A 12,968-nucleotide genomic window follows, 5' to 3' on the forward strand; every position below is an offset into this window, starting at 1 on the left:
CGATGTCCTGGTTCAGTAAAGTCGCGTGGAAAGAAGGGCTGTTCCTTCAGCCGCATCATTTGCAGCAGTCCGATCGCTATGTCGAAAACCTGATCCAGTCGCGCACACGCGTGATCACGCCCTATCCCTGGGGCGTGGTCGAGATGGTGATGGATCGCGATCAGGCGCAGCAGGGGCGCATCGCCTTGCGTTCGGTGTCGGGGATGATGCCGGACGGCACGCCCTTCGACGCTCCGGGCACCAGCCCGCTGCCTTTGCCCGCAGATGTGCCCGATGATGCGGCGGGGATGTTCATCTGGCTGACGCTTCCCGACATTTCGCCCAACAACCGCGATGCGGCGCCCCATGACGACGAGGGCTCGGCGACGCGTTGGGGCATCGTGGCCGAAACCGTCAGCGATTCCGCCTCGGCCTTGCGGTCGGAACAGGTGCTGGAACTTGCCGTGCCGCGCCTTGAGCTGTCGGTGCGCAAGACGCCGCGACCGGGCTATCAGAACCTGCGCCTCGCGCGGATCACCGAGGTGCGCGACGGGGTCGTGACGATCGACGAAACCGTGCCGCCGCCCTCGCTGGTGATCGGGGCGCATCCGCAGATCCTCGGCTATCTGACCCGCGTGATCGGCTGGGTCGAGGCGCGTCTCGAGACCCTGTCGCGCTATGCCGCCGACCCTTCGTCGGGGGGCGGCTTGCAGGCTTCGGACTATCTGATGCTGATGACGCTGAACCGCGAGATCGGTGCCTTGCGCCATATGTCGCGCACTTTCGCGATCCATCCCGAGCGCCTGTTCGAGCGTCTGACCTGCCTTGCGGGCGAGCTGGCGACCTTTGATTCCGGCAATCGTCAGGCCCCCGATTACGAGGCCTATGACCATGGCGACCTCAAGGCGAGCTTCTCGACGGTTGTCGCGGATATCCAACGGCTGCTCTCGCGCGATGTCGGTCGCGCGATCCGCCTGTTGTTGCGTCAGGTCCGGCAGAACTCCTATCTGGCCGAGGTCAAGGACCGCAATCTCTTCCGCGAGGCGACCTTCATCGTCGAGGTGGAATCCGCCAAGCCGCTGACGCAGGTGCAAAGCCAGTTCCCCGAATTGTGCAAGGTCGGCCCCAATACCCGCATGTCGGAGATCGTGAACAACAACCTGCCGGGGATCGAGTTGCAGCATCTGCCCAACCCGCCGCGCCAGATCCGCGTCCTGTCCTCGAACGTCTATTTCCGCCTCGAGAAAAGCTCGCCGCTCTGGCGCGAATTCTCGACCGCTCCGGCGATCGGGATGCATTTCGCCGGTGACTGGCCGGAGCTGAAGCTGGAGCTCTGGGCCATTCCGGAGAAAGCCTGATGAGCGATCGGGGCGACAGGGACAAGACGGTTTTCGGCGGGAAACTTCTGCCGCAGGACCCGACCTCGGACAGCCCCTTCGGGGGTGCCGGAGCGGGCGGATCGCGTGGTCCGGCCCATTCCACCACCGATATCGGGCGTCCGCAAATGCCCGCCGGCGGGGACAGGACGCTGATCGGTCTTCCCGGCCAGCCGCCGCGCCGCGATGGTGGTCCCTTCGGTCGTCCGCAAGGCGGGTTTCAGGGCCATTCGGGCGGCGAGGATACCTGGATCGGGGCCGGAGCACCCCAGGCCTTTCCCTCGCACCAACCCCCGCCGCAAAGCGGCTATCACAATCCCTCCCCCGCGCCGCGTCCGAATTTCGGGGGGCAGGGCGGTCAATATGGCGGCGGCACCATTGGCCGACCCACGAGCCATGACGGCGGCTTTTTCCCGGAGTATCAACAGCCTGCCCAACATGCCCCGCAACGCCATCTCCCCAAGATCCCGCTGAACGACGCGCTGCGCGTCAGCGAGCTGGGCGGCGGCAGCTCCTCGAACCCGTTGCTGGCTTCGGCAGCGAGCCTCTTGATCCTGTTGGGGCGTTTGCGCACCGGCATGGTCGAGTTGCAGGTCGCGCCGCTGATGGAGCATGTCACCCGGGAAATCGACCGTTTCGAGCGCGTGGCCCTTCAGTCCGGTGCGGATCAGCACGAGGTTCTGGTCGCGAAATATGCGCTGTCGGGGACGGCGGATGATATCGTCCAGAACCTTCCCGGCTCTGATCGCGGCAGTTGGCAGCAGTATTCGATGGTTGCGCGCTTTTTCGGCAAGCGCGACTCCGGCGTAGGCTTTTTCCAAGAGGCCGAAAAGGCGATGCAGGCCCCCGCACAGCGCTACAATCTGCTCGAGTTGATGCTGGTCTGCATGTCGCTCGGTTTCGAGGGCCAGTTCCGGACCTCGGCCAATGGGGCGGTCGAACTGACGCGCATCCGCAACGCGATCTACGAGACCCTGCGCCGCGTCAATCCGCGTCCCGACGAGGATGTCTCGGTGATGTGGACGCCGGTCATCCAGGACCGCGGCAGACGATTTGCGGCGATCTCGGTTCCGGTGATTTTCGGCATTGCGGCCCTCTCGGTCGTGGCGCTTTTCGCGGTGCTGACGACACTGATCAATCGCGACGGCGCGAGCGCCTCGCAGGAGTTGGTCAGCCTGCACAGCGCATCGCCGGTCCTGTCGATCCAACGCAATCCGGGCGAGGCCTATGTCGCAAAAATTCCGCAGCTCGACCGTATCCGCACGGCTTTGGCCGACGAGATCTCGGCCGGAACGATCGGGGTCGAGGCCAAGGGCGATTATATCTCGCTGCGGGTCGGCAACCTTCAGCTCTTCGATCTCGGCAAGACCGATGTGAAAGCCGGTTTCGAGCCGATGGCCGCGCGTATCACCGAAGTTCTGAACGCCGAGGGCGGCCCTGTGCTGGTGCAGGGCTTCACCGACAACCTGCCCTTGTCGGGTCGTGGCCAGTACAAGGACAATTTCCAGCTTTCCGAGGCTCGTGCCCGTGCCGTCCAAAGCGTCCTTGACCGGAGCATCGACAATCCGTCGCGCATTACCGTCGAGGGCAAGGGCGAGCTCGACCCCGTCGGCGACAATGCCACCGAGGAAGGCCGCGCCCAGAACCGCCGCGTCGAGATCATGCTCGCGCGCGAGGGTAGCTATCCCGCAGACGGCACGCCTGCCTCGGCTGCGGCGCAGGCCAACCCTTCAACCGCCCCCGCACAAGAGGCCGGACAGTGAGACTTCTAGGCATTCCCCTTCCCAGCATGCGCAACCGTCCGTGGCTGCGCTGGACCTATCTGGCGCTCGGTTTGCTCGCCTTCAGCCTTGCGGTGTGGTTTGGCGGTCCGATGACGGGCTGGGCGCCGCTGGCGACGGTTTTCTGGCGCGCGGTCATCGTCGGGGTCGTTTTGGCCTTGGTCGCGCTGAACCTCTTTATCCGCTGGCGCAGGCGCGTGCGCGCCGCCCGCGAGCTCGAAGCGGCGTTGATCCCCGTCGAGCCCGAGGGTGACGGCAAGGTTCTGGCAGAGAAAATGCATGAGGCGATGGCGGTTTTGAAGAAAACCGGCGGGGCCTCCTATCTGTACGACCTGCCTTGGTATGTGATGATCGGCCCGCCGGGTGCGGGCAAAACCACGGCGCTTGCCAATTCCGGCATCGAATTCCCGCTCGCGCAGAATCAAGGCGTCTCCAGCTTTGGCGGCACCCGCTATATCGACTTCTGGTTCTCGGAAGAGGCGGTTCTGATCGACACCGCCGGCCGCTACACGACGCAAGACAGTGACGGCGTGGCCGACAACGCGAGCTGGACCGCGCTGCTCGAGCAGCTCAAGCGCTCGCGTCCGAACCGGCCGATCAACGGCGTGATCCTGTCGCTGTCGATCGAGGACATCATGCGCGACGACGAGATCGCGCTGAAAAACCATGCCGAGACAATCCGCGCCCGTCTGGCCGAGGTCCACGAGGCGCTGCGCATCGATTTTCCGGTCTATGTGATGTTCACCAAGGCCGATCTGATCGCGGGTTTCCGCGAATATTTCGCCTCGTTCAGCCTCAACCGCCGCAAGCTGGTCTGGGGGACGACCTTTCAGAACAAGGACCGCAAGGCGATCACCGTCGAGGCCGTCCCCGAGGAGTTCGACCGGCTGGTCGCGCGTCTTTCGGACGAGATCATCGACCGCATGTCCGAAGAGCCCGACGGGATTTCGCGCATTTCGATCTTCGGCTTGCCGGGACAGATGGCGCTGCTGCGCGGCAGCCTCACCGAATTCATGCGCCGCGTTTTCGAGCCGACGCGCTACAAGAGCCATGCCATCCTGCGCGGCTTCTATTTCACTTCCGGGACGCAGGAAGGCACGCCGATCGATCAGGTTCTCGGCGCAATGACGGCAGGCGATCAGCAGGCGGGATTCCAGCCCTCGTTCATGTCGGGGCGCGGCAAGAGCTTCTTTATCCACGACCTGTTGACCCGCGTGATCTTTCCCGAAGAGGGTTGGGTTTCCTACGACCGCAAGGCGGTGCAGCGCGCGCTTTTGATCCGCAGCACGGCGATCGGCGCGATCCTGATCGCCTCGGTCGGGACGGCTGCGGCTTTGGGCTATAGTTTCTGGAAGAACCGCGACCTTGTACTGACCGCCGAGGCCGAGGTTGCCGCCTACGAGCGCGCGGCATCGCAGGAAATGGACCGCGAGGTCATCGACGATACCGATCTGCGCCCGATCACCCCGCTTCTGACGCGGCTCGAGGGGATGCCTGCGGGCTACGGTACGAGCGAGAATGCGGGATTTTTCGAAGGCCTCGGCCTCGGCCAGCGCGACCGTGTCAATCAGGCGGCACGGGCGGCCTATTCGGATGCGATGGAGCGGATGCTGCGGCCGCGTCTGGTGCTCGATCTCGAACGCAATATGCCCGCGATCATCGCGAGCGGCGACATGAGCGAGATCTACCGCGCGCTCAAGGTCTATCTGCTTCTGGGCGGGCAGGGCGAGGTTTCCGATGATACGGCGGTCGAGAACTGGTTCGACCAAAGCTGGCGCGCCGAATATCCCGAACGTGCCGAGATCGACATGCGCGACCAGCTCAAGCGGCATTTGCGCGCGATGCTGGCGCTCGGCAAGGACCGCCAGCTTCTGGTGACGCTGGACCAGACCACCGTCGAGGCTGCCCGCGCCGCGATTGCGCAATTGCCGATCGACGAACAGGCCTATGCGCTCATTCTCGACGGGATTGCCGCGACCAAGGTTCAGGAATGGTCGCTCTCGCAGCGCATCAACAATGCCGGCGTGGTTTTCGCGACCCGTGACGGCAGCGAGCTGTCGAACCTGACCATTCCCGCGCTTTACACCTATGAGGGCTTCTGGGGCTATTTCATCGACCGGCTCGCCTCGGTCGAGGAAGAATTGCGGCGCGATCAATGGGTTCTGGGCGATCTTGCCCAAAGCAGCGAGATCGAGACGCGGCTTGCCCGTCTCGACCGCGATCTGATGGAGCGCTACCGCGTCGACTTCATCGCGGCGTGGAACGGAGTTCTGGGCAATCTGCGGCTGGCCTCGATGGTGGCCGACAAGCCGCGCTATGCGGCTTTGGGCACGGCGGCGGCGGCGCAGGTTTCGCCGATTCTCGAATTGGTGAAATCGGTCGACGAGCAGACCTATCTGATCCGCGAGCTTGACGGCTTCGACGATCTGTCGCCCGAGCAGCTTGCCTCGATCGGCAGTGGTGGCGGCGGCGAGGGCGGTTCGGTTCAGGGCGGCGCGGCGGATGTCGGTCGGGCGATGGCGGCGCGGATCCAGAGCCGGACCAACGGCGTGCAGCGCATGATCCTCGATGCGGCGGCGCGGCAGACGCAAAAGGGGCAGGGCCGCCCCGGTGCGGCGCAGGCCGAAGACGAGAGCTTCAGTTTCCGCCGTCAGGTCGAGATGATCTCCGAAGCCTTCGAGGGCTGGCACGATCTGGTGATGGGCGATCCCGGCAAACGGCCGATCGATACGCTGATCGGCAATTTCGGCGCCATCTGGGAGAACCTGCGCCTGGCCGAGAACAATCCCGACCAATCGGCCGCGGCCTTGCCGACGCTGTTGAACACCCTGACGCAGTATAATTCGCAGCTTCCCCAGCCACTTGCCCAGATCGTCAACGATGCCGACGGTGATTTCCGCAGCGGTGCCTCGGATGCCAGCATCGAGACGATGAACCGGGCGCTGACCAACCAGATCACCTTCTTCTGCCGCGAAAACATCGCTTCGGCCTATCCGTTCGGCACCTCCTCGCGCAGCCTCTCGATCGACAATTTCGCGCGCTTCTTTGGTCCCGGCGGCGAGATGGACCGCTATTTCACCGAATATCTCGAACCCTATGTCGAGCGCGGCAGCGACGGCCTGACCTATCGCACCGACAAGGACATCACCGGCCGGATGAACGTCTCGACGCTCAAGCAGTTCGAGCGCGCCGAACGTATCCGCCGCGCCTTTTTCGCCGGTGGCGGTAGCCAGCCTCAGGTCGAAATCACCGTCGCGCAGGTCGATGCCCATCCCTCGATCCAGCAGGCGCTTTTGTCGATCAACGATGCTCAGGTGCAGACGGTCACGGGGTCCTTGCCGCAAACGGTGGTCTGGCCGGGCAAGGGAAAATCGACGCTGCTGCAGATCTCGCCGACACTCGACCGCCCATCGGCGCTGCTCTTCGAGGGCAGCTCCTGGACGATCATGGATCTTTTGTCGCATGCAAGCTCGCGCCAGCAGATCGGCGACACCTTGCGCGCCACTTTTACCATCGGCGGGCGCAACATCACCTATGATTTCACGGTCAATGCGATCGCCAATCCTTTCACCATGCCCGAAATCAGAGAATTCGAATGCCCTCAGAGCATAGATTGACCGGAGGGGAGCCCCTCTCGGTCGCGGTTTTCGGCAAACATCCGGGGCATGGCGACTTTCTGTCGCTGGCCTTCCCCGAGGGGCCTGCGCGCCGGATCTCGGATTGGCTGGGCGAGAATCTCGGCGCGGTGCGCGACCTGCTCGGCCCGCTTTGGGACGGCTTGGCGCAGCAGCCGATGGGGTTGCGCTTCTGGTTCGGTGCGCAGCTCGGCGAGGGCTTGGCTTGGCGCGGGGTCATGCGGATGTCGGCCGACAAGGTCGGGCGCAGCTATCCGCTTTTGATCGCCCAGCCCTGCACGGGCGAAAGCCTGCCGTTGCTGATGAACGATCAGGGCTTTTATGAAGCCGCCGAGGAATGTCTGACAACCCTTCTGGATCAGGCGGTTCTGTCGCAACCCGAAACGACCTCGGGCCTTGCCCTGCGTCTGGGCGGCTTCGAGGGTGCCGATCACGGTACGGGCGGGCACGACCATATGTTCTGGGCGATGCGCCCCAATGACGGCGATGCCGCCGAGCTTCTGGCCGAGGTTGCCGCGACCGATCTGATTTGCGGCGCAACCGCGCGCAGCTATTGGTGGTTCCGCCATCCGGTCAACGGCCAGTCCGGCATTCTCGCCTGTCAGGGGCTGCCCGATCCGCAGGCGATGTCGTGGCTGCTCAGCGGCGGCGGGGGGCAGGACTATTGAGGGGGGATGCGATGACCGGCGAGGACGACGACGGCTTCCTCTTTGACGATGCGATGCTGTCGCATCAGGGCGTCGTGCGCGACCATAACGAAGACAATATGATCGCCATGCCCGATATCGGGGTTTGGGCGGTCGCCGACGGCATGGGCGGCCATCAGGCGGGCGACGCCGCCAGCCGCATCATCGTCGAGGAGATTGCCTCGATCGGTCTGCCGGTCTCGGCGCTCGACCAGCGCGCGCGGTTTCTTGAAAGGATCGACCGCGCCAATCAGGGCATTCTCGCCCATGCGCGAGAAAGGGCGCTGACCACGGTCGGCTCGACCCTTGCAGCCTTGCTGATCCACGGCCATGAATTCGCTTGTATCTGGGCAGGCGACAGCCGCGTCTATCTTTTGCGCAAGGGGCTTTTGCACCGCCTGACCACCGATCACAGCGAGGTCGCCCGCCTGATCGCCAGCGGCGAACTGGACGAGGCCGAGGCCCAGAACTACCCCGGCCGGAATGTGATCACAAAAGCCATCGGCATCCAGCTCAACCCCAGTCCCGAGACGGTGACCGGCGTGGTCGAGGAGGGCGATGTCTTCCTGCTCTGTTCGGACGGTCTCACCGAGCACAACAGCGACGACGATCTGCGCATGGCCCTGCTCGCCTCCGAGCAGCCGCGCCGGATTGTCGAACATCTGCTCGGGCAGACGCTCGATCGTGGGGCGCGCGACAATGTGACGGCCATCGTTTTGCGTTGCCTTCGCGATCATTCCAGAGATGATGCCGAGGCATGAACGCAGAAGACGAGCCACCCACCCAACCGCCCGAAACGACGGGAGCGCCCGAAGTGTCCACCCCCGCGAAGCGGGCGGAACCCGAGGCCGCGCCCGCTGCTGACCACAAGGTACCGGAGCCCGTCCCGCATGAGGGCAAGCCTCCCGCCGACGACCTTACCCGCATCAGCCCCGCTGTCCATTCAGCCGATGTGCAGCCGGACGCGACCCGTATTTCCCTGCCGCCCGAACAGGCCCCGCCAAAACCGCCGCCGCCGCTTCCGGTAGGTCACGGTGGGGTTGATGCGACGCGCATCGCGCAAAATCCCACACCTGTGGTGGAGGCCACGCGCATCGCTCCGGCTGCGGACAAACCGCCTGCGCCCGCTGCGGGGAACGGATCCTACACGCAGGTCGTCACACCCGGCGTAGTCATCAACGACAATTACCGTATCCTCAAACTCGTCAGCGCGGGGGGCATGGGCGAGGTCTACCGTGCCGAGAACCTCTTCACCGGCGATCCGGTCGCGGTAAAGATCATCCTGCCCAATCTGGCGCGCGACGAGAGCATCATCGACCTCTTTCGTCGCGAGGCGCGCATTCTCGTCCAGATGCGCAATGATGCCATCGTGCGCTACCACAACTTCGTGCGCGACCGCGGGCTGAACCGTTACTGCCTCATCATGGAGTTCGTCGACGGTCAGCATTTGTGGAATTATGTCCACGAACGCGGCACGCTGGATGTCGATCAGGCGCTGGTGCTGATGCGCCGTCTCGCCAATGGTCTGGCCGAGGCCCATGCCCGTGGCGTCACCCACCGCGACCTCTCGCCCGATAACGTCATCTTGCGCGAAAACCGTATCGACGAGGCGGTTCTGATCGATTTCGGCATCGCGCGATCGACCGAGCTTGGTGACGGGCTGAACGGACGATTTGCCGGAAAATTCAAATATATCGCGCCGGAGCAGCTTGGCCACGGGCGCGGCGAGATCGGCCCCGCAGCGGATGTCTACGGCCTCGCGCTGATGATCGCTGCAGCTTTGCGGGGCATGCCGCTCGATATGGGCAATTCCGTGGTCGAGGCCTCCGAGGCGCGCCGGCGCATCCCCGATCTCGACGGGATCTCGCACCGGATCTATCCAATTTTGCAATATATGCTCGAACCCGATCCGGCCGACAGACCGCCGACCATGGCGGCGCTTTTGACGGTGATGGATGACCCGAACCACCTTCCCGCGCGCTATCGCCTGCCTTTGTGGCAAAGCGCCTTCGCGGGGGAGGAGGCCGAACAGGTAGCGCTTCGGGCCACGACGGCGGGCGAGCTCGCGACAGGCTCGGCGGGCGGGCTCGGCTCGAACAGCCCGTTCGGCGCTTTCGAGATCGCGGCCCCTTTGCCCGAAGCCGCCGGCCCCGCGCCACGCCGCGCGGGCCGTGTGATCGCGATGGTGGCGGGGATCATGCTGCTTTTCGTTCTGACGGGATTCGGTTTTTGGTACGGCCAGAGCCGTCACGCGCCGGAGCCTGTCGCGCAAGATCCCGTGGCCGATCCTCTGCCGGGCGCCCTCGCGCTTCCGGCGCGCGATGCGGCGACGCGCGAGGGCTTTTTGTCCGGCCTGCCCGTACCTGCCTGCACCGCAGCAGGGCGGATCGCCTATGGGCCGGATGCGGGAAAGATCGGGACTTTGGCCAATGGGCCGCGCGATTTTTCCGCATTGCTTGCCGCTTACGGCGAGCGCTTCGGGACGCGACCGAGCCTCGTCGAATGGCAGGTTGCCGCGCCGCAATGCCCTGCCGTCAGCCTTGTGCACGAACTCGCCGGTCGCTCGGCAAATCCGCCGGCGCTGTCGCTCGACGCGCAAAGCGTGACCAGCGGCGGTGAGGTTTCGGGGCGGATCCGCGATCTCGGGGGGCGCAGTCTCTGGCTGTTTCTGGTCTCGCCCAAAGGCGCGGTCTATGATCTCTCGCAGGTCGCGGCGGGGCAAACGGACGGCTCGTTCACCTTCGCTTTCGGCATTTCGCTTGCCCCCGACGAGGCCGGCCCGCAGCCCCAGCTTTTGCTGGCCATCGCCTCGGATACCCCTTTGGCGAGCGTGGCTGCCGCGCCTTCGGGCAGCAATGCGGCAACCCTTCTGCCCTTCGCGCTGGACGAAATCCGCCGCAATGGCGGCACCGCTGCGATCGATGTCGCGCCCTTCACCGTCGAAGCACCCGTGCCCGATCCCGAAACGCCCGCCCCCGAGCCGTCGGCTCCGGACTAGTTTGGAGCTTACAGCACCGCCGGATCGAGGCGATGGATTTCGGCGTGGGTCGCGACATGGAAGGTGCCATCGGGCGCGATCCAGCCGCGAAACATCCCTTGGGTATTATAGGGCATGGCGATGCGGCCATCCGCACCGACCGCGACCAGGCCCGCGCCGATGCTGTGCGGGGCGAGATCCTCATGCACGACTTTCGCGCTGGCGGTGGCGATATCTTCGCCGAGATAGCGCATCCGCGCGGCGATCTCGTGCGCCAGCACATGGCGGATGAACAGCTCGCCCTTGCCGGTCCCCGAGATCGCGCAGATCCCGTCTTTCGCATAAGTGCCCGCGCCGATGATCGGGCTGTCGCCGACGCGGCCGTCGGGCTTGTTGTTGTAACCGCCGGTCGAGGTTGCCGCCGCGAGATGGCCCGCGCGATCAAGCGCCACCGCGCCGACGGTGCCGTGCTTTTCGGATTCAGACGCGCCCGCGACCGTTCCCGCCGCCAGATGCGCCTTCATTGCAGCGAGCGCCTTTTCGCGGCGCGCCGTGGTGAAATAGGCCTGATCCTCGAGCGCGAGGCCCTTGGTCCTGGCGAAATCGTCGGCGGCGGCTCCGGCCAGCAGGACGGCATCGCCGTGATCCAGAACGGCGCGGGCCGCACGGACGGGGTTGCGGATCCTGCGCGCCGCGCAGACCGCGCCGGCTGCGAGGTCCGCGCCGCTCATGATCGAGGCATCCATCTCGTGGATGGCGTTCTCGTTCAGCGCCGCGCCGTGGCCTGCGTTGAAATGGGGGCTGTCCTCCATCACGACGACCGCGGCCTCGACCGCGTCAAGGGCCGTGCCGTCCTCCGCCAAAACGCGCTGACCGGCCAGAAGCGCGCGGCCGAGATCGCGTCGCGCCTGAGCCCAATCGGCAGGCGAAAGATCGCTTTCGGCCATGACGCCGCAGCCGCCGTGGATCGCGAGCGCGAAAGGGGGAAGATGCGGCAGGTTCATGGATTATCCTTGCGGTTTCAGCGTTTTGCGTAAGAGATCATCCGCGCCCGCGATAAAGCGAGATCAAAGCGGCCTTCGCCGGTTCGGCACAGGCAAATGCGGCGCGTCCACGGACCGTCGGTCAGCGTGAAAAGGAAACGTCCGCCGCCGAGCGGTTGCAGCGGCATCGCGCGGCGAGTCGGTCCTGCGCCCATGACGACCGCGCCGTCCCGAATGGCCAAAGTCGCGCCGAAGGTCTCGCAAAGATAGCTGCCGTCGAGATCGGCGGGGACGGGCTCCGCGGTTGCGGGCAGGTAGCGCGCGGGCGCATGGCCGACTTCGCCGATGATGGAGGCACCCTCCATCGCCAGCTCCAGCCGCGAAGTCGGGGACTGGCTGTCGACGCCCCCGCCTGCGCGCGGATGGACGGCAACCTCGTCGTCGAGACGCGTGACGGATGCGCCTTTGACCTCGATCCAGTCGGCACCGCTTTCGGCGACATAAAGCCCCGCGATCAGATCCGAGCCCGCCTCGGGCAGGGTCTCGCCCAGAAGTGCGGCCATGACGGCGGCGGCCAGCGCCGAAGTGTTCACGTCATCGCGGTTCGCAACGACCGCGATGCCGCAGCCCGTTTCGGGATCGAGCAGCAGGTAGGATTTGAAACCGGGTTGCGAGCCGCCATGCCCGACCAGCTCGCGCGCACCGACCATCTGGCGGCGCATTCCGAGGCCGTAGCCGGTCGCGCGCCCGTCCGCGAGACGGCGCGTTGCGGTCAGCGCCGCGAGACGGCCTGCAAAGCTGCCCTCGCCGGCGAGAAGCGCGCGGCCCCATTCCGCGAGATCATTGCCGCTGCCGATCAAGCTGCCCGCCGCCGAAAGATGCATGCCTTGCAGGCCGATCCGCCAGCCGGTGCCGTCATGCCAATAGCCGTCGCACAGTCCCGCGACCGGATCGGTCCACATCTCGGCGGCCTGCATGGCGATGCCGCGCGGGCCGCGCAATTCGGCTGCAAGGAAATCGTCGAAGGTCAGGCCATGGGCGCGCATCGCCTCCTCGACCAGCCGGTAGCCGCCGTTCGAGTAATGGACCTCGGTGCCGGCGGGATAGTTGAGCCGCTCCATTGCCGCATGGAAGGCCAGAAGGTCGGGAGCGCGGGTTTCGGTAAAGATCGAATGGCCGATCAGCGTCAGGCATTCGCGGGTATCGGGAATGCCGCCCGACATATCGAGCGCTTGACCGACCGTTACCGCCGCTGTCGCGGGCGCCAGTCGGGGCAGGTGCTTACCCAAGGGATCGTCCAGCGCGATGACCTCGGGATGGGCAAGCACGAAACTTGCGAAGACATGTTTCGTGACCGAGGCGTAGCGCACCACGCTCTGCGCGCCGAAGGGACGGCGGGTCGCGAGGCTTTCAAGCCCTGCAGCCCGCACCGCCCGAACGCCGGATCGATCGAACAGGATCGCCGCACCGCCGGGGCCGGCCGCATCCCACGTCACCCCTGCAACCAAAGCGGCCTCTGCCGCCGCCCAATCGAGATCGATCATCCCGCGC

At 65.4% G+C, this 12,968-nt stretch carries 8 protein-coding genes; 6 read left to right on the forward strand and 2 right to left on the reverse strand.

Annotation, left to right across the window (positions count from 1 at the left end):
- Window positions 1-2: 2 nt before the first annotated feature.
- Genes tssK through ACFFUC_RS16955 form a run of 6 tightly spaced genes read left to right on the forward strand, consistent with a single transcriptional unit; the run spans window position 3 to window position 10,455 of the window.
- Window positions 3-1,337, forward strand: a complete 1,335-nt coding sequence (gene tssK, locus ACFFUC_RS16930; RefSeq protein WP_377688064.1) for a type VI secretion system baseplate subunit TssK — start codon at window positions 3-5, stop codon at window positions 1,335-1,337.
- On the forward strand, window positions 1,337-3,118 hold the full coding sequence (icmH, locus tag ACFFUC_RS16935; protein ID WP_377688065.1) for a type IVB secretion system protein IcmH/DotU: 1,782 nt from the start codon (window positions 1,337-1,339) through the stop codon (window positions 3,116-3,118). The genes tssK and icmH overlap by 1 nt, the downstream gene beginning before the upstream one ends.
- Window positions 3,115-6,753 carry a type VI secretion system membrane subunit TssM gene (gene tssM, locus ACFFUC_RS16940; protein ID WP_377688067.1) on the forward strand — a complete coding sequence of 1,213 codons (3,639 nt, stop codon included), beginning with the start codon at window positions 3,115-3,117 and terminating at the stop codon, window positions 6,751-6,753. The genes icmH and tssM overlap by 4 nt, the downstream gene beginning before the upstream one ends.
- Window positions 6,750-7,439: a type VI secretion system-associated protein TagF gene (gene tagF, locus ACFFUC_RS16945; RefSeq protein WP_377688068.1), complete on the forward strand. Its 690-nt coding sequence runs from the start codon at window positions 6,750-6,752 to the stop codon at window positions 7,437-7,439. The genes tssM and tagF overlap by 4 nt, the downstream gene beginning before the upstream one ends.
- 11 nt (window positions 7,440-7,450) lie before the next feature.
- Complete coding sequence (locus tag ACFFUC_RS16950) at window positions 7,451-8,218, forward strand: PP2C family protein-serine/threonine phosphatase (RefSeq protein ID WP_377688069.1); 768 nt, start codon at window positions 7,451-7,453, stop codon at window positions 8,216-8,218.
- Window positions 8,215-10,455 carry a serine/threonine protein kinase gene (locus tag ACFFUC_RS16955; protein ID WP_377688070.1) on the forward strand — a complete coding sequence of 747 codons (2,241 nt, stop codon included), beginning with the start codon at window positions 8,215-8,217 and terminating at the stop codon, window positions 10,453-10,455. Before ACFFUC_RS16950 ends, ACFFUC_RS16955 begins: the two co-directional genes overlap by 4 nt.
- Window positions 10,456-10,463: 8 nt before the next feature.
- On the opposite strand, the gene ACFFUC_RS16960 is transcribed toward ACFFUC_RS16955, so the two are convergent.
- Together ACFFUC_RS16960 and ACFFUC_RS16965 are read right to left on the reverse strand one after the other, a co-directional pair.
- Entirely contained in the window at window positions 10,464-11,438 is a 975-nt protein-coding gene (locus tag ACFFUC_RS16960; RefSeq protein WP_377688071.1) for an isoaspartyl peptidase/L-asparaginase family protein, read from the reverse strand.
- Between the two features lie 17 nt (window positions 11,439-11,455).
- Complete coding sequence (locus tag ACFFUC_RS16965) at window positions 11,456-12,961, reverse strand: serine hydrolase domain-containing protein (RefSeq protein WP_377688072.1); 1,506 nt, start codon at window positions 12,959-12,961, stop codon at window positions 11,456-11,458.
- Window positions 12,962-12,968: the final 7 nt, after the last annotated feature.

It is taken from the genome of Paracoccus cavernae, assembly GCF_042430175.1.
In the GTDB taxonomy this organism is placed as follows: Bacteria; Pseudomonadota; Alphaproteobacteria; order Rhodobacterales; family Rhodobacteraceae; genus Paracoccus; species Paracoccus cavernae.

Bases quoted from the DNA above. Each gene is read 5' to 3' on its own strand.
- tssK (WP_377688064.1), top strand. From the start codon at position 3: ATGTCCTGGTTCAGTAAAGTCGCGTGGAAAGAAGGGCTGTTCCTTCAG.
- icmH (WP_377688065.1), top strand. From the start codon at position 1,337: ATGAGCGATCGGGGCGACAGGGACAAGACGGTTTTCGGCGGGAAACTT.
- ACFFUC_RS16950 (WP_377688069.1), top strand. From the start codon at position 7,451: ATGACCGGCGAGGACGACGACGGCTTCCTCTTTGACGATGCGATGCTG.
- ACFFUC_RS16955 (WP_377688070.1), top strand. From the start codon at position 8,215: ATGAACGCAGAAGACGAGCCACCCACCCAACCGCCCGAAACGACGGGA.
- ACFFUC_RS16960 (WP_377688071.1), bottom strand. From the start codon at position 11,438: ATGAACCTGCCGCATCTTCCCCCTTTCGCGCTCGCGATCCACGGCGGC.
- ACFFUC_RS16965 (WP_377688072.1), bottom strand. From the start codon at position 12,961: ATGATCGATCTCGATTGGGCGGCGGCAGAGGCCGCTTTGGTTGCAGGG.